This window comes from Adhaeribacter rhizoryzae (assembly GCF_008629685.1).
Lineage (GTDB): Bacteria > Bacteroidota > Bacteroidia > Cytophagales > Hymenobacteraceae > Adhaeribacter > Adhaeribacter rhizoryzae.
Window position 1 is genome coordinate 1 of sequence record NZ_VWSF01000023.1, and the last position, 23,070, is coordinate 23,070.

The 23,070-nt window shown below is 43.2% G+C and carries 21 protein-coding genes and 1 pseudogene; 10 read left to right on the plus strand and 12 right to left on the minus strand.

The genetic code is table 11. The annotated features are described in order from the left end of the window. Positions 1 to 667: 667 nt before the first annotated feature. Complete coding sequence (locus F0145_RS21155) at positions 668 to 1,615, minus strand: cation transporter (protein WP_150091725.1); 948 nt, start codon at positions 1,613 to 1,615, stop codon at positions 668 to 670. After that, a complete protein-coding gene (locus F0145_RS21160; RefSeq protein ID WP_190277612.1) occupies positions 1,612 to 2,079 on the minus strand; it encodes a transporter substrate-binding domain-containing protein in 468 nt (155 codons plus the stop codon). Before F0145_RS21160 ends, F0145_RS21155 begins: the two co-directional genes overlap by 4 nt. Before the next feature lie 198 nt (positions 2,080 to 2,277). Here F0145_RS21160 and F0145_RS21165 point away from each other — a divergent pair, with 198 nt between their 5' ends. Both F0145_RS21165 and F0145_RS21170 read left to right on the plus strand, forming a co-directional pair. Beyond that, positions 2,278 to 2,649: a cupin domain-containing protein gene (locus F0145_RS21165; protein ID WP_150091729.1), complete on the plus strand. Its 372-nt coding sequence runs from the start codon at positions 2,278 to 2,280 to the stop codon at positions 2,647 to 2,649. A 115-nt stretch (positions 2,650 to 2,764) separates the two neighbouring features. Further along, entirely contained in the window at positions 2,765 to 3,904 is a 1,140-nt protein-coding gene (locus F0145_RS21170) for a glycoside hydrolase family 26 protein (protein WP_150091731.1), read from the plus strand. Positions 3,905 to 4,119: 215 nt separating this feature from the next. Here the strand turns inward: F0145_RS21170 and F0145_RS21175 are convergent, their stop codons facing one another. Further along, positions 4,120 to 4,587: a MaoC family dehydratase gene (locus F0145_RS21175; RefSeq protein WP_150091733.1), complete on the minus strand. Its 468-nt coding sequence runs from the start codon at positions 4,585 to 4,587 to the stop codon at positions 4,120 to 4,122. Positions 4,588 to 4,734: 147 nt separating this feature from the next. Between F0145_RS21175 and F0145_RS21180 the strand changes: the two genes are divergently transcribed. Both F0145_RS21180 and F0145_RS21185 read left to right on the plus strand, forming a co-directional pair. Next, positions 4,735 to 4,992, plus strand: a complete 258-nt coding sequence (locus F0145_RS21180; RefSeq protein WP_150091735.1) for a hypothetical protein — start codon at positions 4,735 to 4,737, stop codon at positions 4,990 to 4,992. Between the two features lie 100 nt (positions 4,993 to 5,092). Continuing rightward, positions 5,093 to 6,043 (plus strand): annotated as a pseudogene (locus F0145_RS21185) (NADP-dependent oxidoreductase). A 318-nt stretch (positions 6,044 to 6,361) separates the two neighbouring features. On the opposite strand, the gene F0145_RS21190 reads toward F0145_RS21185, so the two are convergent. Next, positions 6,362 to 7,486: a sulfatase-like hydrolase/transferase gene (locus F0145_RS21190; protein ID WP_150091737.1), complete on the minus strand. Its 1,125-nt coding sequence runs from the start codon at positions 7,484 to 7,486 to the stop codon at positions 6,362 to 6,364. A gap of 481 nt (positions 7,487 to 7,967) precedes the next feature. Between F0145_RS21190 and F0145_RS21195 the strand changes: the two genes are divergently transcribed. Next, the gene (locus tag F0145_RS21195; protein ID WP_150091739.1) at positions 7,968 to 8,594 is read left to right on the plus strand and encodes a carbonic anhydrase family protein; all 627 of its coding nucleotides are present in this window, start codon (positions 7,968 to 7,970) and stop codon (positions 8,592 to 8,594) included. A gap of 288 nt (positions 8,595 to 8,882) precedes the next feature. Here the strand turns inward: F0145_RS21195 and F0145_RS21200 are convergent, their stop codons facing one another. From F0145_RS21200 to F0145_RS21220, 5 genes are all read right to left on the minus strand, one after another. Then, positions 8,883 to 9,779 carry a universal stress protein gene (locus tag F0145_RS21200; protein WP_150091742.1) on the minus strand — a complete coding sequence of 299 codons (897 nt, stop codon included), beginning with the start codon at positions 9,777 to 9,779 and terminating at the stop codon, positions 8,883 to 8,885. Positions 9,780 to 9,856: 77 nt separating this feature from the next. Continuing rightward, positions 9,857 to 10,093, minus strand: a complete 237-nt coding sequence (locus F0145_RS21205; RefSeq protein ID WP_150091744.1) for a VF530 family protein — start codon at positions 10,091 to 10,093, stop codon at positions 9,857 to 9,859. Positions 10,094 to 10,111: 18 nt separating this feature from the next. After that, the gene (locus F0145_RS21210; RefSeq protein ID WP_150091746.1) at positions 10,112 to 11,164 is read right to left on the minus strand and encodes a methyltransferase; all 1,053 of its coding nucleotides are present in this window, start codon (positions 11,162 to 11,164) and stop codon (positions 10,112 to 10,114) included. A gap of 296 nt (positions 11,165 to 11,460) precedes the next feature. After that, complete coding sequence (locus tag F0145_RS26950) at positions 11,461 to 11,574, minus strand: GIY-YIG nuclease family protein (RefSeq protein WP_317133200.1); 114 nt, start codon at positions 11,572 to 11,574, stop codon at positions 11,461 to 11,463. A gap of 123 nt (positions 11,575 to 11,697) precedes the next feature. Continuing rightward, positions 11,698 to 12,174 (minus strand): GNAT family N-acetyltransferase, encoded by a 477-nt coding sequence (locus F0145_RS21220; protein WP_150091748.1) that lies wholly within the window; start codon positions 12,172 to 12,174, stop codon positions 11,698 to 11,700. 157 nt (positions 12,175 to 12,331) lie between these two features. Here F0145_RS21220 and F0145_RS21225 point away from each other — a divergent pair, with 157 nt between their 5' ends. After that, positions 12,332 to 13,675, plus strand: coding sequence for an acetylxylan esterase (locus F0145_RS21225; RefSeq protein ID WP_150091751.1), 1,344 nt, complete (start codon positions 12,332 to 12,334; stop codon positions 13,673 to 13,675). Between the two features lie 136 nt (positions 13,676 to 13,811). Here the strand turns inward: F0145_RS21225 and F0145_RS21230 are convergent, their stop codons facing one another. Both F0145_RS21230 and F0145_RS21235 read right to left on the minus strand, forming a co-directional pair. Next, on the minus strand, positions 13,812 to 14,309 hold the full coding sequence (locus F0145_RS21230) for a DinB family protein (protein ID WP_150091753.1): 498 nt from the start codon (positions 14,307 to 14,309) through the stop codon (positions 13,812 to 13,814). Between the two features lie 143 nt (positions 14,310 to 14,452). Next, positions 14,453 to 16,165 (minus strand): hypothetical protein, encoded by a 1,713-nt coding sequence (locus F0145_RS21235; RefSeq protein ID WP_150091755.1) that lies wholly within the window; start codon positions 16,163 to 16,165, stop codon positions 14,453 to 14,455. 322 nt (positions 16,166 to 16,487) lie between these two features. On the opposite strand from F0145_RS21235, the gene ccoN reads away from it, so the two are divergent. The 4 genes from ccoN to F0145_RS21255 all read left to right on the plus strand — a co-directional run bounded on the left by ccoN (position 16,488) and on the right by F0145_RS21255 (position 21,692). Next, complete coding sequence (gene ccoN, locus F0145_RS21240) at positions 16,488 to 18,671, plus strand: cytochrome-c oxidase, cbb3-type subunit I (RefSeq protein ID WP_150091757.1); 2,184 nt, start codon at positions 16,488 to 16,490, stop codon at positions 18,669 to 18,671. A gap of 123 nt (positions 18,672 to 18,794) precedes the next feature. Then, the gene (locus F0145_RS21245; RefSeq protein ID WP_150091759.1) at positions 18,795 to 18,992 is read left to right on the plus strand and encodes a hypothetical protein; all 198 of its coding nucleotides are present in this window, start codon (positions 18,795 to 18,797) and stop codon (positions 18,990 to 18,992) included. Continuing rightward, positions 18,989 to 20,188 carry a c-type cytochrome gene (locus F0145_RS21250; RefSeq protein ID WP_150091761.1) on the plus strand — a complete coding sequence of 400 codons (1,200 nt, stop codon included), beginning with the start codon at positions 18,989 to 18,991 and terminating at the stop codon, positions 20,186 to 20,188. The genes F0145_RS21245 and F0145_RS21250 overlap by 4 nt, the downstream gene beginning before the upstream one ends. Positions 20,189 to 20,525: 337 nt before the next feature. Then, positions 20,526 to 21,692 carry a serine hydrolase domain-containing protein gene (locus F0145_RS21255; protein WP_150091763.1) on the plus strand — a complete coding sequence of 389 codons (1,167 nt, stop codon included), beginning with the start codon at positions 20,526 to 20,528 and terminating at the stop codon, positions 21,690 to 21,692. 318 nt (positions 21,693 to 22,010) lie between these two features. Here the strand turns inward: F0145_RS21255 and F0145_RS21260 are convergent, their stop codons facing one another. Further along, the gene (locus F0145_RS21260) at positions 22,011 to 23,036 is read right to left on the minus strand and encodes a sugar phosphate isomerase/epimerase family protein (protein WP_223816186.1); all 1,026 of its coding nucleotides are present in this window, start codon (positions 23,034 to 23,036) and stop codon (positions 22,011 to 22,013) included. Between the last annotated feature and the right edge of the window lie 34 nt (positions 23,037 to 23,070).

Genomic DNA, 23,070 nt, shown 5'->3' on the forward strand with positions numbered 1-23,070 from the left:
TTTTGCGCGGTTGGAATTACTTCCAGCATATCTTGCACGGGTGGACCCTGGCCCAAAAATTTGTGTCCTAATCGTAGCCCTAATTTAGGGAAGGTGCCCGGAGGGCGGAAGGGTTAAGCTACTTCAGCAGAAAAGCAGCTCCGGCAAAAGCGAAACAGACTGCAAAAGTACCACAGCATAACAAAGCATCTTGAGCGCACAGCAAAGAACCTTAATTTTAAAATAATGCCTGAACAGCCCTCCTATGGAATAATGAGTATATGAATTGGTATTACTTATTACTTATCGAGTCTAAAGCTGCGGTTGATTTTTGGGTGCGGCGCCCTTTGGCTTGTTGTATTAACCGTTGTTTATAGGGCCTGACATTGCCGTAAATCTCAAAAACCCTATCGCGTTTAAAAACAATTAAACTGCTGTCGGGATAAACCCAAAATAACAGAAAGCGGTCCCGTTGCGGGGTGTATGCTGCGGTTGGTTCAACCGAAGCCACGTAGCCACCACTGTATCAGGGCTTGACCAATATTTTTACTACTTCTTTCTTTTTCATGCCAACTTTTGCGCTAAAAGCCACTGGCTCGGGTTGGTGGCAAGCTGAAAATAGCAGGTTTATTATTAAAACAAGAATACAAAAGCCTTTACAGCGCATTTACAGGACAAATATTTATTTTTATTCCGGGAGTTCTTTAACCGGGGTAAGCACTACTTCGTGCAGTTGCCAGTTAATATTTTTAATTTCTTGGGCCGCCTCTATCATGTTCTGGGTAAGGTTAATATCTTCGGCGGGTACTATAAAAGCTTCGCCCATATAAATATGGCCTTCTTCCCGTAACCTTATTCTTACATCCCGCACCCAGGTTTTTCGGGCCAGGTGCTCCCGTACTAAATGCAGCAAGGGGTCGGTTTCCTGGTTATTAACGGTTTTGGGTTCCTGGTTCATCAGGTCTACCACGGCTTGTTTTAAATTCTTGTAACCATCGTGCAATATATCCAGCGATATTAAAGCGGCGGCGGCGGCATCGGCCCACCATAAACCAAAACCAATAGCCAGAATACCCACAATGGCTGCAAAAGCCGTCATCCAGTCGGCTTTGTTCATTTCGGCATCGGTGTAGAGGTTTTTTTCGTGTAATTTTTCAGCCAGGGGTAACTTTATACGGCCTAATATTACCGCCGGAACAGAACTGTACAGCAAAGCCGCAATCATTAGATAACCCAGCCAGAACGATTTGCCAAATAAGGTAACCATGCCAATAGTGGGGCGTTCCTGCATGATTAAGGTCATGAGAGAGTCGGTAATCAGGAAGGCGCCAACGGTAAAAAGCGCCAGCGAACTACACAAATACGCAATGCTCACAACCCGGTGGTACCCATACGGAAATTCATTCGTAGGTTTCCGGTAGAATATTTTAGAAGCAATTAAAAATGAAACCGAGGGCGTAAGGCTAAGCAAATCTTCGAACCAGGCCGTTTTCATGGCCTGCGAATTGCCCATGGTCAGGTACATTAACACTACAGTAGAAAGGAGGTGAAAAATGGTTATCCATTCCAGCTTTTTGGCTTTTTCAAAGTCCTTTTGCAGTTCCGGCGGATATTCAAAATTTTCGATTGGTTTCACGGAGTGGTAATTTTTTTAAGTTTTTCTTTTTGCAGGTGTAAATATTTTTCCAGTTGCAGCACAAAAGCGTTTTCGCCTTTTAGAACGGCCATTACATACTTCTTTTTTTCCTTTTCCAGGTAAGGCTTGGAAAAAGATATTTTCTTTTTCCATTCGTTTTTAGCCGTGAGGCCACCAATAACCAGGTGCAACTCTTTCTTTTCCAGGCGCTCAAATAAGTCTTGTTCCGAATCGTTTTGCCATTGTACCCGGGCATTTAGTTCGGCTGCAAATTCTTTTACTAACTGGGCTTCGATGCCGGTTGGTTCTTGTGGGGTGTTTATTACCCAGGGCGGATTTTCGGTATAACCCACTACTAAGGTGCCATTACGTACTTTTTCCAGGGTTTTATCCGGGTCCTGCGGATAATTATCGCAACCAACTAATAGCCAAATTCCCAGCCAAAACAGCTTTATTCTATTCATATTATACTTAACCAAAAGCATTTTAAATTAGCCAATAGGTATATACGAAAGATTAAATAAATTGGAGATAACCCCGCCTAAGGCTATTAGGTAAAATAGTTAATAAAGAATAAACCGGCGAGGCCAACTAAGGAGCGTACTTGTAACAACTTTACTTGCTTGTTTCTTAAGTTTGTACCTGTTTTTAAATTAATTACAATGATTAAAGCCATTAAAATTTACACCGGTCCGGACAGACATACCAAGGTTGCATACGGTTCGGTAACAGAAGATTATTTAACCGACGCGGTTTCGGTAAGGTTTAAAACGACGCCGCCGCATGGTACCTACGACTGGCATCCGGCTCCGACCACGCAGTACGTAGTTACGCTATCGGGTACGCTGGAATTCGAAACTTTTACCGGCGAAAAATTCATCCTGCGGCCTGGTAACGTGCTGATTGCCATGGACACGACTGGTTCCGGGCATAAATGGCGTTTGATTGATGACCAACCCTGGGTGCGGGTGTATGTGGCATTTAAGGCTGATGCCGAAATTAATTTTGTTCCGGACGAAGATGGTAATATTTAAAAGCGCAGCAGATGTGATAGGTTAAGAATTGTTTCTGCCAATTATTATTGTGAAAAATTCAGCACTGAATGTAAATTGCCAATATATATTCCTTTCAGAAGCATAGAACCAACTAGTGCGAAACAAACTCTTATTATTTGCAATCCTGCTGTTGGCAGGGCAAGCGGTGCAGGGCCAAAAAAACAAGCCCATTGATGCGAAGGCTACCCGCCAAACCAAAAACTTGTACCGCAACCTGCTTAAATTATCTGATAAGCACACCTTGTTTGGGCACCAGCATGCCACCGAGTACGGGCACGGTTGGTCCGGCGACAAAAACCGTTCAGATGTAAAATCGGTTACCGGCTCGCATCCGGCCGTAGTAGGAGTAGATTTAAGCGGCTTTTCGGGCCGACCACCGGAAGCTATTAAACGCGCAAAAGACAATCTGCGCCAAAACGTAATAGATACTTATAACCGGGGCGGCGTAACCACTGTCGCCTGGCATTTTTCTAATCCGGTATCGGGCGGTGGATTTTACTGGAAAGATTCGGTTTCGCTGCCAGCCGTTAAATATATTATTCCGGGCGGCGAAGCCCACGCGCAATACAAAGAAATATTGCGCGGTATCGGGGAGTGGGCCCACAGCATCCGGGGTAAGGATGGCAAATTGGTACCCCTGATTTTCCGGCCTTACCACGAGTTCGATGGGGGCTGGTTCTGGTGGGGCAAACCCCATACTTCGGCCGATGAATTTAAAAGTTTATGGCGCTTTACCGTAACTTACCTCCGCGACAGCCTGCAAGTACACAATTTTATTTATGCTTTTTCGCCGGATAATAGGTTTAATTCCGAAGAAGAATTTCTGGAACGTTACCCCGGCGATGAATGGGTAGACATGGTGGGCATGGACAACTACGCCGATTACGGCCGTGACCGCTACGACATTGAAACAGGCGCCCGCAAACTCAAAATTGTTTCGGATTATGCCCTGAAAGCTGGCAAACTGGCGGCTTTTACCGAAACTGGTCTGGAATCAATTCCGGATACAACCTGGTGGACGAATACGCTTTTAAAGGCTATGCAATCGCATAAAATGCGTTTGGCTTATGTGCTGGTCTGGCGCAACGATACCCGCAGTTCTACCCATTATTATGCGCCATACCCGGGCCATAGCAGCGTACCCAATTTTATAAAATTCTACCAGGACCCGTATACCTTATTCGAAAACGACTTAAAGCGTATTTACCGCCGGAAAATTCTGGGAATATTTTAGATAGAAATATTAGGTCCGCTATAAACTTCCTTTCTCTGGCACGGATTTACTGCCGTGCTTTTATTTTTTCTAAAGAGAAAACTTTGAATAGCCGGGTAGGAGGATAATATTTAAATAAACCTTAGCTCCTTTTAAGATAGCGGTTAAAAGCTTAAAAATATATAGCAGGTAAGGCCCGGAAGTATATCCGCGCCATAGAACTAACACAAGTTTTTTTAACTATTGAAATGGTAAAGGAAGGTTATAATGCCGGTAAAAGCGGGTTTGGGCTGGTCTTTAATTTCCATGTTAACCTCAAGTTGGGCTTTGGCAATACCGCGTAAATTTTTCAGCGAAATTAATTTGGCCCGCAAACGCACCTGGCTATTTACCGTTACAGCTTGGTTAAACCGCAATTCTTCAATGCCATAATTTACCTGCATTTTTAAGTTGCCAATGGCTACAATTTGCCCCCAAAGGTACGGCAGCAGCGAAACCGTTAAATAACCGTGGGCTATGGTATTCCCGAACGGCGTTTCTGCTTTAGCCCGTTCCTGATCCAGATGAATCCATTGATGATCCAAGGTAGCATCGGCAAATTTGTTTATTTGTTCCTGGGTAATGGTGTGGTATTCCGAAACACCCAGTTCAGCGCCTTCAAACTGCTGAAATTCGGCGAAACTATTTATCTGCTGTAAGCTCATATACAAACATAGCAATTTAAATATTACAATTTTTAAATTTAAGTTTTTACTTTTAAAGGAAACCTGTAGCAAAGCTGGCTTACCCGAACCGAACCCCTATAGAATTAGTTTATTACCTAAAATATAAAGCCGACACGCATTAATTAAATGATAGAATATCCCTTATTTAACCGGCTTCCTTCCTGGAGCCAGGTAGAAGTTTTAACCAATAAAGGAACGGTGGTTGCCCAACGAAACCATAAAGACTGGCATATTACCCTTTATACCTTAAATAATTTTTTTGTAGAATTATGGGAAAAGCCAAATCTCGAAATTATTGGTTCTTTTCATAGTTCGGTAAACCCGATGGCCATTCTGGAGCCGTATACCCAGGATATTCAAATAGAAGATTTCTACAGTTTCTAAGCTTTTGCTTTAGCCTTTGCAACTTCTTTTCTAAACCAAATTGCGTTTAAGCGGTAATAAATAATATTCTGAATTTAATTACACTTATACAGCTTAGATAATGGCAAAAATAACAAAAGCGGCCTATTTCGAAGAATTTGGTTCGTTAGAGAAGATTAAGGTGGGTAGTTTGCCCGTGCCGGAATTAAAAGAAGGCGAAGTACTGGTGCAGGTAAAAGCAGCCGGTATTAACCCGGTAGATGCCGCCGTGCGGGAAGGATATTTAAATTCTTTTATTCCGGTGATTTTTCCGGCTATACCGGGTTGGGATGTTGCCGGTGTGGTGGTAGACCGGGGTTATAGTGCCCGCCGGTTTAAGCCCGGCGATGAAGTTTATGCTTACGCCCGCCGACCCATGGTGCAGAACGGTACCTTTGCCGAGTACCTGGTTATTCCGGAAAGTTACCTGGCCTTGCGGCCGCAGCAAATTACTTGGGAAGAAGCCGCCGGCATTCCGCTGGTTGGCTTAACAGCCTATCAATCTTTGTTCGATGCCGGAAATTTGCAGGCCAATCAATCGGTTTTAATATTGGGCGCTTCGGGCGGGGTTGGTTCTTTGGGAATTCAACTGGCTAAAGCCAAAGGCGCAACTGTAATTGGGGTAGCCACCCGCAAAAACCACGACCACATGTGCAGCCTGGGCGCCGACCATACCCTGGATTATAACAATGACCTAATAGCCGAAGCCGTAAAAGAAATATTGCCGGACGGCGTTGATTTAATATTTGACTGCGCCAGCGGCGAAACCTTGCAGCAAAGTTTACCCGCCCTTAAAGCAGGTGGCAAACTGGTTTCTATTTTAAACCGGGGCGAAAACCTGCCGCCCGATTTAAATTTTGAGTACGTTTTTGTAGAGCCTAATTCTGCGCAGTTAACTATTTTGTAGGAGCTGGCAGATGCCGGACAGTTAAAAGTACCGGTAAGTAAAACCTTCTCCCTCGACCAAACCCAGGAAGCCTTCCGGCAAATCGAGTCTCATCATACCAAAAGTAAAGTTATTATTACCCCTTAAATAAATATTAAAAGACAAATATTTTTAGAATAAAGCAATCCACCCATGTCATTCAGGAGAATTCATAGAATTCCAGAGGAAACTATTTGGCTACCTGCTCATAGTTTCCTCCTAAATGGCAGGAGTGGATTGTTTAAACCGCTTTTTAAAATATTATATCATTATTATTTGGGTACTGCGCTTAAAATATTGCCATCATCTTGAGCTTGTCGAAATAGCTAAATTTCACTTTACATTGCTGTTATAGATCCTTCGACAAGCTCAGGATGACAGATAAAGTACACTTAAGCGCAGGATCTGCTTAATATTATTATCACATTATTTATTCGTAGCCGTTAAATTTTCCGGTGTCAGGGCGCTGCTGATTATTTCACCAACGGGCCTTTCTGCCAGATAATTTATGCCTAATAAAGTAGCCACTGTTTTTGCTACCTGGTTGGTATAATGTTGCTGTGGTTGTTTCATTTCGCCAAAAGCGGGGGTATCCGGACCAATTACCATAAACCAGGTTTGGTCGGCTTCGGCAACGTTGGCCCCGTGGTTGCGCCAGGTTCCGTTGCCATTGCCGCGGCCGTGGTCGGTGGTAATAAGTAAGGTCGTTTTGTTTTTGTATTTGGGCGAGCGCTGCACCCAGGTCCAGAGGTCTTTTATAAACGCATCGGTTTGGTGCGCCGATTTCAGATACGCATCGTAGTGGCCACCGTGGGCAAAATCGTCAGTTTCGCCGTAGGCAATGTACACCAAACGCGGGCTGTTTTTCTTTAAATATTCCAGCGCGTAATGGTGGGTAAAGGCATCCAGGCGCACACTACCCCAGGGGCTGGGTATTTGGGTTTGCAATTGGTTCAGAAACTTTTCCCGGTCGGTCAGGCGCAAGTCTTCGGCCGTAGCAAAACCAGCGTTTACTGGTATACCAGACCGCTTGGCATTAATTATAAACGGAAAAACATCCCAGGAACCAAAGGCCGCTACTTTTTTCCGGAAGCCTTTTTGCTCGTTAATAAATTCCAGCACCGTCCGGTTCGGATTATCTTTTTTATCGTTGCTGTTAATGCGTTCATCGTCGGCGAAGCCGGTTAATATTTCGCTATAGCCGGGGTAAGAAAAACGGTGCTGATTGCTTACGTTTACCAAATTCTGGTGCTGGCGATTTCCGTAAAGCTGGCCTTCTTTGGCCAATGTACCCCAAATAAACGGCAGTAATTTTTGCCGGCGCACGAGTAAGTCATCGTCCCAGAATAATTTTTTTAAAGCGTCCCGGTCCTCCACATAATCTTTATCCCGGATTAAATCGGCATCAGCCCCGGTAAAAAGTTCGCGCCATCTAAAACCATCGAGCGTTATTAAAATGACGTTTTCGGTTTTAAGCTTTTGCTGCGCCAGCGCAGGCCGACTGAAGAAACTTATTAAAATTAGTAAGGCAAACAAAATACGAAAGTGCATGTTCTTGTGGGGGTATATGGGTTTAGTTAGTTGGTCTTGTTATACGGAAAATATAGCTATAAATATATAGAAGATGTGAAATAATATTTGCTTTTAAACCTGCCTCCGGATTTAGGAGGCTACCTGTTCTGGCGCCGGAAAATTCTTCCAAGTAATTATTTAAGTTGGCAGCCTGCCTGTGTACAATCCTCGGAAAAGTTGTTACTTAAATTTTTACTTTTAATTTCATTTTAATAAGCTGGTTCTATATTCGCAGCCAATTAAAGAGAACCAGTAAATTAAAAATAAAAAGAAAAATTTAAAACAAAACAGTCAGGTTGGTTTAAAACCACTTAAGTAAGGTAAAGAAAAAGTGCCTGTTATTTGCAGAATATTTTTCATTAACAGCCCCTTAATACATCGGGAACAATATTAGCCCGAACCAGCCAGAACTAATATTTTTTAATCTTTTATAAATTTTATTAAACGAAAATAACAGCCCATGTACGTACATTCGAAAGAAAATCAAAGTAAGCTTAGTCCCGAAACAGCTTTTAAATATTTACAGGAAGGAAACGCCCGTTTTGTGCAGAACTTGCGCGCCAACCGCAACCTGTTGCAGCAGGTAAACGAAACCCGCGACGGACAATTTCCTTTTGCTACTATTCTGAGCTGTATGGATTCCCGGACTTCCGCCGAGCTTATTTTTGACCAGGGTTTAGGCGATATTTTCAGTATCCGGGTGGCCGGTAATGTATTAAACGAAGATATTTTGGGGAGCATGGAGTTTGCGACCAAAGTAGTAAATACCAAAATTATAGTAGTGCTGGGCCATACCAAATGCGGTGCTATTGTAGGGGCCTGCAACGATGTAAAACTGGGCAACCTCACCCAGCTTTTAGATAAAGTTAAACCGGCCATAGAACACGAAACTACCACCCAAACCGATAGACACGGCAAAAATCCGGAGTTTGTAAAAAACGTAACCGAAATAAACGTGCACTTAACTATTCAGAAAATTAAGGAAGAGAGCCCGATTATTGCGGAACTGGTACAGGATGGCCAGATTAAAATTGTGGGCGGATTGTACGATGTAGATAACGGTAAGGTAGATTTTTTTGAAGAATAAAATTGCTTAGGCTGGGTTTTCAACTTAAAACAATTTTTTAGTTTTAAGTTAAAAACCCGGCTTTTTGGTACCACCCCAATATTTAACTTTACCGGATTAGAACCTTCGCGTAACGATAAATAACTGATATTCTACAAGTATATCAATAAGTGGTTTAAGTAATTCATATCTGTCATTCAGGAGGAAACTATTTGGCTACCTGCTAAATAGGTTCCTCCTGAATGACAGGGGTGAATTCCTTAGAATAATAATTTGCTTTATTGTTTAACTAAACCCTTACAACTGTAACTAAACCCTTGCAATTGGTTTTTCGGGTAAGGCTAGTAAGGGCAGGGCGGCATGGAAAACCAACTCCTCGGTAACACTGCTGTGAAAAAGCGAATACCAAAAGCCATGCGTGTGAATGCCTACCGCCAGTAAATCTGCCGGATGCTCTTTTAAATAATTTTCTAAACCCTGGGCTACGGTTTCGCCGGTGCGTTTTACTAATTGCAACTGATGCTCCGGAAAGCGGGTGCGCAATTCCGATAAAATTAATTCTTCGTTTATAAGTTCGGGTTTGTTTTGGCTAACAATATGCACCAGCGTAATTTGAGCCCCAAAAGGTTGGGCAAAAGTTAGTAACTGGTTTAGGTATATTGCGGTTTCGTTTTCGAGGTCGGCGGCAAATACAATGCGGTGGGGCGCGGTAAAACGGGCTTCGGACGGAATAGCTAGCACCGGTACGCCGTGGGTTTCTTTTATAACCGAAGCGGTGTTGGTGCCAACCAGGCGGTCCAGAAACGAATTAGCGCCTTTCGTACCCATTATTATTAAATCAACTTGCTCTTCCCGCACCAGGTCGGCTATATTGCCGGTTAAAGAACCATATTTAAAAACGGTTTTAACCGGAATGTGAAATTGCCTGTCCTGCAGTATTTGTTCGGCTAAGCTGTTTAATTTTTCCTGTTGCATCCGTTCCATTTCGGGCTCCGGAAAACCAACGCCCGGGTACAAAGGGGTAGCGCCTATGCCAATATCGCCGGCGCCGGCAGCATAAATATTAGCACCGGCATAATTAATTGGTAACTCCGCATTATGAAAAAGAATAATTTGGCCTTGCGCGAACCGGGCTAGTTGAACGGCATAAGCAAGCGCATTAGCCGCGTTATCAGAAAAATCGGTGGGGACCAGTATGTTTTTCATAATTGATGCCGGTTTGTGCTATAAATATAGCTTATTTATATATACTACGCAGCCCGGTTGAAGCGGTTTACTTTGGTTTAGCCGGTAGTTCGGTTTTGTTGCCGTATTGTTTTCAGGTAGAGCGTTTCTACCTTTTGGCGGGCCCAGGGCGTTTTGCGTAAAAACTGTAAACTCGATTTTACGCTTGGTTCGTGGTTAAAGCTGTTTATCCTAATTTTATGACCCAACTCGTCCCAGCCGTAATAATTTACTAAGTAAACCAAAATTGCTTCCAGGGTTTTACCGTGCAGGGGGTTATTCTTTTGTTCTTCCATGTTAAGCTACAATATTCATTATTCAGGTTTACGGGCCGAAATTAAATTATAGTCGAGCAGGGTAGGAATATTTTCTCTGGCAGGAATTAAAACGGCTTGGGTAAACCACGCACGATGCTCCTGGCGGCTGTAAATACGGCCTTTGGTGCCGGTGAAAAGCATTACCGAATAATCGGTCGCCGCCAAGGGCCCGTCTAAAGTATCGTTCAGAAAAGCATCGTGTACCCACAACTCGCCGCCGGGTTTTAAAGCTTTGGCAAACTTTTGCGTTAAGCTAATACAGGTTTCGGTGGGCCAATCGTGGAAGAGGCTGGCGGCTAAAAGTAAATCAGTTTGGGGCAGTTCATCGTGCAGCATATCGCCGGCCATAAATTTAACCCGCTCGCGTACACCCGCCGCGTTGTTCCGGCCGCTTTGGCAAAATGTATTCAATAGTTCCTGGGCTACTTTCAGCACTTCGGGCCGGTCGAAAACCGTGGCAGTTGCTTCGGGATTGGCCAGCAGCCACTCGTAGGTATAAAAGCCGGTTCCGGCCGCTACATCCAGTAAATGCCCGTTGCTTTGAGTTAGTTTTTCAGCTACGACCGGCGCTAAATATTCGGCCCGGCCAGCTAAAGCTAAAGTCAGGAAGCGGGCGGCTTCCGGGTCATCCATTGGCGAAGGCGCGTCGCCGTCTTTTACGTAAGTTACGCCGTGTGTGGTATCGGTTGGCCCGTCGTGGCGTAAGAATTGGGTTAAGGCCAGCACGCCCGGGTCGTTTTTTTCTAAGCCGGTATAACCAATCAGGTTGGGTTGCTGGTTTTGGGTTAAATATTGCCCCAGCGGTGTTAAGGTTAAGTTACCTTCAGAATTATAAGCCAGCATTTCCATGGCACACAGCGCCGGAAATACAACCATAGCCGGCCGTTCTTTTAAACCTAATTGCTGCGCTAAATCTGTAAAGGAAAGCGGCCCGTTTTGCAACGCTTCAAAAACCGGAATATGATGGACAGCAGCAATTAAAATGCGGGAACCAGCCATGGCGCGTAAGTGGCGGGTAATAGGAGCAAGGTCTAAAGAAGGTGTTGGCATGAATATTTTTTGGTTGTTAAGAAGCTTTCTTTTAGGTAATGTTTTCTGTTAAATAGGTCTCTCTTGTCATTCTGGGAATCCAAGGATTCCGGGAGGAACCTATTTGGCCTATTCATGGCCGCTGGCTACCAGGAAATCAAAATACGGATTCATTATTTTATCAATTCTATTTTCTTTTCCCGGCTCATATCTTTAATTTCCTTTTCTCGCTCAATTGCCATATTTACATCACGGAATCTTTCGTAATAAACTAATTTATAACAGTAGAACTTACCGGCAAATGTGTTGGCTTCGCCTTAATTATTGAAATGTTGTTGTAGCCTGGTTTGTAAATTATTAATTATACCTGTATACAAAACAGTCCTTTTCGGGTTTGTTGTAATGTATACAAAGTAGTTGCCTTTAACCATAGTAGCAACCTACCTTGAATAGGCCAAATAGTTTCCTCCTGAATGACAAAATTGAACCAACTTAGCTTCTTCTTTCCTGTTTTAACAGCAATTACTAAGTTTAGGAGAAACTTTTAATATTTATTATTTTTCTTTTTCCTGTTCTGAATTTATAACCTTGGTCATTAAATGGCGGTCGTGGTCGCGGAAGCCGAATTTGTGGTAAAGGGCTTTACCGGCTTGGTTGTGGCGTTCGGCTTCGAGGTGTAAAACTTGCAGGCCAAGTGCTTTTGCTTGCTCCAGGGCGTAGCTTAATATTTGCGTACCCAAACCCCGGCCGCGAAAATTTTCTTTCAAATAAAATTCATCCAGAAAAGCAATCTTACCGCCAAATTCAAAACTGTAACAAAAAGTAAAAGCCAGGTAACCTATGGCTTCAGCTTCCGGCGCGGGTTTAATTACCCAAATAATGCCCAATGCCGGCGTTTGCAAAAAGTGCCGCATTACGCCTTCGGCTTTGGGGTGGTTAAACGGGTAATGGTCGATGGCGTAAAATGCTTCCTGCAAATCCAGCAAGGCAGATAGATGCGCCGGGGTAGCTATTTCGTAATGTACATTCATTATTTAAAACTTAGCGCCCGAAGGTACATAACCAACCGGTTTATTTGGCAAAAATAGTGGCTGCTTTAAATTTTTTGCCGAATTGCTTACATCCTTAACCTAAAATCCTTATCATTAAGGCCTATATCTAAATATTTAATTAATTACATACCACCACATGCTAAAAAAAAATATGCTGCTGCCTTCGCGGTTTCTGTTGATGAGTTTGCTCCTGCTCTTGTCGGCCCAGGTAGGTTTCGGTCAGATTCAGAAAAGTTACATTCAGGTGCAGGTTACGCCCGACCATTCTAACTGGCTGTACAAACCCGGCGAACCGGTTAAATTTCGGGTAGCGGTTACGCAATCGGGGGTGCCGGTGCCAACTGCCACGGTGCGATATAATATTATGCCCGAAAAAATGAAGCCTGTAAAAACGGGCACCTTGCAGCTCACCAACGGCGAAGCATTATTAGATGGCGGCACCATGCCGGCCGCCGGCTTTTTACGCTGCGACGTTTTTGCGACTTTAGACGGCAAAGAATACAAAGGCCTGGGTACCGCCGCCTTTGACCCCATGAATATTCAACCAACCGTAAAATTGCCCGCCGATTTTTCGCAGTTCTGGGAAAAGGGCAAAGCCGATTTAGCCGCTGTTCCCATGGATGCTCGCATGACCTTAATGCCCGAGCGCTGCACCGAAAACGTAAATGTGTACCACGTAAATTTGCAAGGCTTTGGTAAATCGCGGTTGTATGGCATTTTGTGCGTACCGAAAAAAGAAGGCAAATATCCCGCCTTGCTACAGGTGCCGGGCGCGGGTATCCGGCCTTATGGCGGCGATATAGGCCATGCCGAAAAAGGCGTAGTTACCTTCCAGATTGGCATCCACGGCATTCCGGTAGATATGCCCCAGGATGTTTACAACAACTTGTCGGCGGGGGCTTTAAGCAACTACCCGGCGTTTAACCTCGAAAACAAAGACCGGTATTATTACAAGCGCGTTTATTTAAACTGTGTGCGGGCCGTAGATTTTCTGGCGAGTTTGCCCCAGGTAAATAATAACCAAATGAGTGTAATGGGCGGCAGCCAGGGCGGCGCTTTATCTATTGTAACGGCCGCGCTCGATAATCGCATTAAATATTTGGTGGCTTTTTACCCCGCTTTATCCGATATGACCGGTTACCTGAACGGCCGCGCTGGCGGCTGGCCGCATTTATTCGCCGAAAATAATAACCGCGTACACGAAACACCCGATAAAATTAATACGGTAGGCTACTACGATGTGGTAAATTTTGCCCGCTATGTAAAAGTGCCCGGTTTTTATTCCTGGGGTTACAACGACGAAACTTGTCCGCCAACCTCGTATTATTCGGCTTACAATGTAACAAAAGCGCCCAAAGATTTATTTGTAGTACCCGAAACCGGCCACTGGACTTACCCCGAGCAATACGAAAAAGCAGATGCCTGGCTAATGCCGAAACTGGTGAAAGAAGAACCTGCAAAAACAAAATCGAAGAAGTAAAGGCTATTAATTGAAGCAGCAAAAGCTATTATTTGGCTTACTAGCAAGCCGTTAATTTAAGTTTGCTGTTAAGTTTGTTGTGTATGCTACATTCTGCCCTGGCTGTGTCTTTTGACCAGCCAGTTTTTTTTAATCTTTAGTTGTTCTCCCTAACGTTATTTGTTTCAGCTTGCTGAGCTAATATTTTTTTTAACAGCACAATTTGCCCCAGGTGGTAGTGAGTATGTTCGATAACCCCGTGAATATTCCGGTAATAATTACCATACTGTTCCTCGGTAAAAGTTTCCCAAAGTTTACTTTCGGGTAAAGCTTGCACCAACGTGGCAAATTTTTCCGCATCATTCCAGGTTTTATTTAATAAAGCTTCCCAATCTTCCTGCGACTGGATGGGCGACAGGTCAAAACTATATTTATCTTTGGCATTTAGCGGTTCGCCTTGTAACACCTTCAAGACGGCACTCACATAATAATTAACATGAAAAACCAGGGCCGCAATGGTGTTTAAATCATAAACCTTGGTGGTGGCTTGTTGCCAATCTACCTCGGCCAGGCTGTCTTTCAGGTTTACGTCAGTCCAGTTTCCGCCAAAATGAATTTCCCGGAAGTGCATCGCTATTTGTTCTGTTAACTTCATGAAAGTATATGTTTTAACCTCCTAACCTTTATAGGTCTTATGTATAAAAACTATAGTATTTAGTGCTACTTGATATTATACCGAGACTAAGTTTGTTAAAAACATGAGACTTAGGGAAACCATAGTCTGTCCAGTGTTTTATTTCAAATGATTAGTCTGGTTTTTTTAAATTTCTCTATTAATTCACTCTTTTTATTTTTTGGCAGTATTCCACTTGATAAACCATTTAAAATATATTTACCTATAAGTTCAATATTATCATTTGAAAAAACATTTATGGAATAAAACTCTCCTTCTTTAAGTACTATTTCAGAATCATGAATGTTGCCGTTCACAATGACTTGATTAATAAGTGTAACTTCTTGTTCTAACTCAGCTACAATTACCTCAAAAACGCCATCTGGTACTTTTATGTATTCTTTATTAAACTGATTTGGGAGTACATTAAATATTTCTCCTTGGTACTTTAGCTTACCGTTTTTAACAAAAAATAAGTGTGGGCAACTACCAAATAGCCAATGCCTATTTAGCCAATAAATATTACCAAACGAGAAGTCGTGAATTAAAGAAGTAATCTCCTGATTTTTATTTTCTATAATTATTTTTTTGGGGATAAAGCTTGGGCCAATGAATTCAATATTTGGGCTTTCTTCTAATGCACCTAGTTTTAAATGCTGAACTTGATTAGGGACGTAAGTATAAGAAACTAGGTCACTATTTGATTCTGATAATTCCTTAAACTCACTTAGGAACAAGCCGATTGGGATTATGATATTTTGACCAGGTTCAATCAGGAACTTAGGGAAATTAGTAAATTCATTTACCTCTAAATTCTCTTTTTTATAAAGGACTCCATCATTAGCGATAGACTCTAAAGATTTAAGCCGTATAGGTGAATTAGAAATATTCTTTAGAACTAAGAATTGAGCATATAATGGCCGAACAATAAACAGCTCTTGAAAATTTTCTGCCCCTGCACATTCACTTTCATAACAAGTTCTAATTTCGCTTATTCTATTTTCAGATATCCTATTTTTCAGGAGAAATTGTGAGATATTGTCTGATTTTAACGTTAATTTTATCTCTTCACGATTAGGAGTTCGTCTATGATAGAAGAACTGGTATTCATCTTCATCGTTTGGTATAGATTTAGCGTCAGGGAACTCAATGAGATAATGTTCTTTGTCGATTACTAAGGATTTCTCTATTTCAGTATGTCTGTATTGTTGTTTTCCAATTATAGAACGTAAGAATTTGAGAGTTCTATTCTCAAATAAGAGTGGGTTTTCGAATGGGAAATGAGATAGGTTGTTCTGAGATATTTCTTTTATGATGCTAAATTCGCTAGTTATTAAAAACTTAGCCCCAATCACCTCACTATTTAAAAATGAGATTTCTGGTAAAAATTTTCTGTCTATAATATACTCTATTTCATTATGACTTAGACATTTAATTTTAGAAGCAAGTCGTTTGTGTCCCCAGGTCTCAATTGCAATTTTCTTATACTTCTTTCTTAACGCGTCAACAAAATTTTCTACTTCACCAATTAGGGTGTCATTTGTGATATAAACAAATTTAAGTACATCATCCCAATTTGCTAAACATCCAATTAAGTCTTCTTCGATTTTATTTTTTGTAAGCTTTGCACTTTCTCCTCTGGTGGCATGAGCTTGAAAGAAAATGCGAGAAACATAGCAGTATCCATCATTTTTCATATCTCCTTTTCTTCCTCCTGCCCGAACGGGCGTGTAGTCCTCAGGATAGAGGGTAATTAACAGCCTGTCACAGAAATCTTGAAAGTAGTAATACTCTAATGATTTGATATAATCATCTATGATTTTAGGATCGTAGTTCAATTTTAAAGATTTTGCTCAACTGCAGAATATATACACCCTTTGTGTATATACCGCCAATATTCCTAGCTAAAAAGTAAGTGACAATATAGTTAGGTTTTATTTAACAGAACAAAAGTCAAGAATTAATATTTCATTCGTCTATCTAAGGTTAAACTAGCTTGATGAAAGCTTAATTATCCTAACGTTCCAGAAAATTTAGGTAGAAACCAACTATTCCCCATCACCCCTCCCTGACAACAATCAGCCCCAGAAATGACCTACGTCATCTTTCTCCCAGTGCTTTCTGGCGAATTTTGAACCGTAAAAATTCAAAAGAGCACTTATGTTACTCGAAACATTACCAAAAGAAAAGAAAGTAGTTCCGCCGGGCGCACCGGCCGTGGATTCCTTTTACTACGACAACAAAATAGTCCGCAACTTTGCCTTTGCCTCCGTGGGTTGGGGCTTGGTGGCCATGCTGGTGGGGGTTATTGTGGCGTTCCAGTTGGCCAACCCGGCCATGAACATGGGCACCGAATACACCACCTTTGGGCGGATAAGGCCATTGCACACCAACGCGGCCATTTTTGCGTTTGTGGGCAACGGTATTTTTATGGGCGTTTATTACGCGCTGCAACGTTTGTGTAAAACCCGGATGTATTCCGATTTACTGAGCAAAATTCACTTCTGGGGCTGGCAGCTTATTATTGTGGCCGCGGCTATTACGCTGCCCCTGGGTTTTACCACTTCCAAAGAATACGCTGAACTGGAATGGCCCATTGATATTGCCATTACGGTAATCTGGGTAATATTTGGCTGGAACATGTTCGGGACCATTTTACAACGCCGCGAACGCCATTTGTACGTAGCTATTTGGTTCTTTATTTCTACGTTCTTAACGGTAGCGGTGCTGCACCTGGTTAATTCATTCGAGATTCCGGTGTCTTTCCTGAAAAGTTATTCGGGTTATGCGGGGGTGCAGGATGCATTGGTGCAGTGGTGGTACGGCCACAACGCGGTGGCTTTCTTTTTAACCACGCCTTACCTGGGCCTGATGTATTACTTTTTGCCCAAAGCGGCTAACCGCCCGGTGTATTCGTACCGCTTATCTATTATTCACTTCTGGGCGCTGATATTTATTTACATCTGGGCTGGTCCGCACCACTTGTTATATACTGCCTTACCCGACTGGGCACAATCTTTAGGCGTAGTTTTCTCGATTATGTTGCTGGCACCCAGCTGGGGTGGTATGATTAACGGTTTATTAACCCTGCGCGGTGCCTGGGACAAAGTAGCCGAAAGCCCGGTGCTGAAATTTATGGTGGTAGCGATTACAACTTACGGGATGGCCGTATTCGAAGGTCCCATGCTGTCTTTGAAAAATGTAAACGCCATTGCGCACTTCACCGACTGGATTGTAGCGCACGTACACGTAGGTACATTGGGCTGGAACGGTTTCTTAACTTTTGGCGTGCTGTACTGGTTAATCCCGCGCATTTTCCAAACCAAATTGTACTCCAATAAACTCGCTAATACCCACTTCTGGTTAGGTACGCTGGGTATCCTGTTCTACGCTATTCCTATGTACTGGGCCGGCTTTACCCAAGGTTTAATGTGGAAACAGTTTACCGCCGAAGGTACGCTGCAATACCCGAACTTCCTCGAAACGGTGTTCCAGATTATCCCGATGTATTATTTGCGCGGTATTGGTGGTGCCATGTATTTGCTGGGTGCCTTTGTAATGGCCTACAACCTGTTCAAAACTGTTCGTCAGGGCGAATTATTAGCCGACGAAGTAGCCCATGCTGCCCCAATTCAGAAATTGCCGAAAGGCGCCAAATTAGATGGCCACTGGCACCGTTGGATTGAGCGTCGTCCGATTCAGTTAGCCGTTTGGGCAACCGTAGCCATCCTGATTGGTGGTTTAATCGAGATGATTCCGACTTTCCTGATTGAGTCTAATGTGCCTACCATCAGCAGCGTGAAACCTTATACTTCTTTGGAATTACAAGGCCGCGACGTGTATATCAAAGAAGGCTGTAACAACTGTCACTCGCAAATGGTGCGTCCGTTCCGCTCCGAAACCGAACGTTACGGCGAATATTCTAAAGCCGGTGAATTCGTGTACGACCGGCCGTTCCTGTGGGGTTCTAAACGTACTGGTCCGGATGTGCACCGGGTAGGAGGTAAGTATCCGCACTCCTGGCACTACAACCACATGATAGACCCTACCACCATGTCGCCGGGTTCTATTATGCCGCCGTACCCCTGGTTAGCCGAGAAAGACCTGGATATTTCGGACACCTCGGATAAAATTCATGCGATGCGCCGGATGGGTGTACCATACTCGGAACAGTACGAGAAAAATGCCAACGACCACCTGATGACGCAAGCGAAAGAAATTGCCGCCGAACTCGGGAAAGAAGGCATCGAAGTTAAACCCGAAAAAGAAATAGTGGCTTTAATTGCTTACTTGCAACGCCTGGGTACCGACATTAAAGCCAAAGAAGAAGTAGCAGAAAAATAGAAAAAGCAAAAGGTAAGTTTTAGTTTTTTGAATGAGGCTCCTCCTGGGTAAAACCAGGAGGAAACCTTGAAAATTAAATTTCCTGAAGCGTTACCCCGAACCCCTTTAAACTAATAAAAAACCATGTATAAAAATATTCTGCAATCCATAGCCGGCATCGAAATATACCCCATTATTTCCTTTGCCATCTTCTTCGGGTTCTTCCTTTGCCTGATTCTGTACGTGATTCTGGTAGATAAAAATCTGGTGAAAAACATGAGCGAACTGCCGCTCCAGAACGATGAAGATTCACTGCCAAAAGAAGGAGTTTACCGGTCATGAAAACACTTACCAATCAATTTAAAAACTTTGTGCTGGCGGCAGCATTTGCCGTATCCTTGCCGGGCCTTGCCCAGGACCATGTAGCTGCCGGAAAAAAAGTATTTACCGATAATTGCGCTGCCTGCCATAGCCTGGATGCCCAGGTAGTTGGGCCGGCTTTGAAAGGCGTAACCGAGCGCCGCGACGAAGCCTGGGTGAAGAACTTTATTAAAAACTCAACTAAATTAATCCAGAGCGGCGATAAAGAGGCGGTGGCTTTGTTCGAGAAATTCAACAAAACCCAAATGCCGGCTTTCGAAGGCAGCCTTTCCGAAGAGCAAGTAACTTCGGTAGTAGCCTACCTGGCTAACCCCGGCGAAGCTGCTCCGGCTGAGGCCGCTGCCCCGGCAACAGATAACAAAGCCACGGCGGCGGCTTCGGTTCCGGCACCTGAATTTAATTTGCAGGCGATAGATCCTATTTTGCTGGTGCTGGTGTCTTTTGCGCTTATTTTATTATTGGTAATACTGGGGTTTGGCCTGATTATTTTAAAGCAGGTTTCCCCGCTGCTGGCTAAAGTTTACGAGAAGCCAGCGTACCAAAATTCGTTCATGGCCCGTTTGGTAGCCATGTTCCAGGGCGAGGGCCAGCTTTTTGTTAAGAAAGACAAGAACATTATTATGGAAGGCCACGATTACGACGGCATCCATGAGTTCGACAACGACTTGCCGCCTTGGTGGAGATATTTATTTTACGCAACGGTGGTTTTTAGTTTGGTGTACGTAGTTAACTACCACGTAATGGGCGGTAAATTACAGGATGCTGAATACGAAGCCGAAATGCAAACTGCTGCCCTGTTGCACCCGCCCACCGAAGAAGGTAGCATCAACGAAAAAACCGATTATAAAGTGTTAACCGATGCTGGCGCTTTGGAAAAAGGGAAAACTGCTTACCTGCAAAACTGCGCGGCCTGCCACGGCCAGGAAGCCGAAGGTAAAATTGGCCCTAACTTAACCGACGAGTACTGGCTGCACGGTGGTGAGGTAAACGAAATATTTAAAACCATCAAATTTGGGATAACCGAAAAAGGCATGGTAGCCTGGAATGGCAAACTCTCTAAAGACCAGATACTGGAAGTGAGCAGTTATATATTAAGCTTACAAGGTTCTAACCCGGCCGGTGCTAAAGAGCCGCAAGGCGAGAAGGTAACCAAGTAGTTTTGAGTTTTTAACCCTAAGTAGCTTGTTTTAGCCCTTCCTTAATAATTTTAAGGAAGGGCTTTTTGCTTGTAAAAAATACTCTCAGTTTAAGAAAATATTTCCTTTTTACCTTAGTAACTGATGTTACGCAAAAATTTAAATAATATAGTTCAAGTAACCCACTTTTGTCATTCTGGATACCTAAATTTAATTTTGCCCTACCTATTGCTTAACATTAGTTATTAATTCTAGGGTAGAAGATAAATAAATTCTGCCTATATTAGCTTGTACTAAGTTGTTGTATTTCAGGGTGTATGAAGTACCTAACAAAGCCGAACCTGTTTTAAAAATAAAGATGAATCAATTACGCTTTATTTTAATCCTTTTGGTATACCCGCTTTTAAATGTATACGGCCAAACTCAGCCCGGTAAAAAGCCTATTTTGGCTAATAGTAATATTTGGACCCAAGCCAGGTTAGCTGCGTTTGAGAAAGAAATAGAAAACTTACGCCAGCAACATCATATTCCAGGTTTATCGGTTGGTATTGTAAAAGATAAACAATTGGCCTGGCAGAAAGGCTTTGGCTATGCAGATGTGGCGCAAAAAATTATACCCGACGAACATACCGTATATCAAATTGCTTCGGTAACCAAAACTTTTGGTTCTATTTTGCTGATGCAGCAAGTAGAAAAGGGTAAAGTAAGTTTGGATGATCCAATTGCCAAATACAATATTAATTTAGGCGCCCGCTGGGGCAGCGATGAACGGATTAAAGTAAAGCATTTGCTCACGCATACGGCCATGGGTAATTCCCTGAATGCGTTTAAACCAGGCTACACCTTCCGCTACAACGGAGACTGGTATAACCGTTTAGGCTTGGTAATAGAAAAGGCGGCGGGCCAACCGTTTGGCGAAATATTGCTGCAAAATATTATCCGGCCGCTTGGCTTACAAAATACCGTTCCGAGTACAGACGATAGCATTAATTTTAAATTAACCGGTTACAACCCGGAAGTTTTTAAAACCAAAGTAGCCAAACCTTATGATTGGCAGAAAAAGCAACTGGTTCCCGTGCAATATACTTATGGTTTTGGTCCGGCGGCCGGCCTGATGAGCAGTGTAGCAGACCTGGCCGTTTACGCCAATGCCTTAGATGAACAACAATTTTTGCTGCCCCAAACCTGGGAAAAGGTATTTACACCTTTTGTAACCCCTAAAGGAAAAGAAATTCAATACGGACTGGGCTGGTACGTGAAAAATTATAAAGGCGTAAAGGTGGCGTGGCATACAGGTTGGTGGACCGGCTACTCGGCTTTATTTATCCGGGTTCCGGAGCAAGCGCTTACCTTTATTGTGCTGGCCAATTCTCAGGATTTAAGCCGGCCCTTTTACCACGTGGTGCAACCAATACCGGGCATCGGCTTCTTTAATCCCTTGCGTTCCAACCTTAACAAAAACTTGCTGGCCTCCGATTTTGCCAAAGCCTTCTTTCAGTATTTTATAGAAGAAAAAGAGAATTAAACAAGTCATTCGCGAAGGTAAGAGAAGGCTCTCCTTTGACGGCGTCGGGCGGAATTAATTTAATTTTTTATATGGAATAGCCTTTATACTATTGAGTATTATAACCTGGTAGGCCATTATTTCTGAAAACCTTCTCTATATTATATTTCAAGGATATTACTTTTGAAAATAATTAATCCTTAGGTGAGAACCTGGGCTATCTTCTTTTCGGTAAGCTTTATTAAAGAATATTAAACTTACCGGAAAAAAGGCCTAAGATGGGAACCCATCAAAATAATTATAGCCAAAGTTGCTCCCAAGAGATTACCTTATCAGGCGCTATTTCACAAATGCTGCTTTAGCCACATAATCGTAAGACTTCCTGACTGATTCTAGTTGTGAAGGAGATGCACTGGTGGCCGGGTTAGGGTATTCCAACTCTACATAATATTTTTCTAAGCCTCCGGTAGCATAACCAACCGTAAAAATGTTTTCGAAATTCATAAATCCAGTCGAGCCCAGAACGTCTCTGTCTTTGATGTGCAGGAAGGGAAAGCGCCCCGGGTACCGCCGGAAATAAACAACGGGATCACACTGGCCCATTACTGCCCAATACACATCCATTTCAAAGAATACCAGGCTGGGCTCAGTATTGGTCAAGAGAAAATCATAGAAAATTTCGCTGGGGTAACTGTTCTGGGTAATTTCCATTTCCGGCGACCAATCTTCACCGCGCTTTGCCCCAATCCGTTTAAATTCCTGACTATGGTTATGGTAGCCCCACCGCATTTTGGCCTCTTTGGCTAGTTGCCCGGTTTGATTAAAAATATCGCAAACCAGTTTAGCATCATCCAGCGTGTTTATGAGGGGCATAGCAGGCTGCACCATTACCGGCACACCTAGCTCCTGATGATCGGCTATAGCCCTTTTCCAGAATTCAAGTATAGCCTTGGTATTTTCCCGGGTATAGGTTTCAATCTGGATGCTGCGCTCTCCTTTACCGGTTCCTCCGCCATCACCAAATTTGTAAAGGCTTTTCAGCGGCGGCTCCAGATGAGAACTGGTTGGTTCCAGACCAATGTCGTCTAACAACTTTCGGTAATCTTTTAACGAATAGCCAAGAACAGAACCTTTTTTGTCCTGCTGTTCATAGCCATACAGTTCTACATGCGAGAAGCCAATTTTCTTCAGGGCTGTTAACGAACCTACCATGTCTTGCTTCAACTGGAGGCGAATAGAATAAGTCTGAATCCCGATTTTCTTTTGCCTAGGAGCACTGGCAGCACCTAATACATTGTTCTCTGAAAGCATTCCTGCAGCCGCAAGTGCTGTTACGTTTTTAAGGAAATTTCTTCTTTTGTACATAGGCGTGTGGGGGTAAGTGGCGGTAAGGCTAAGG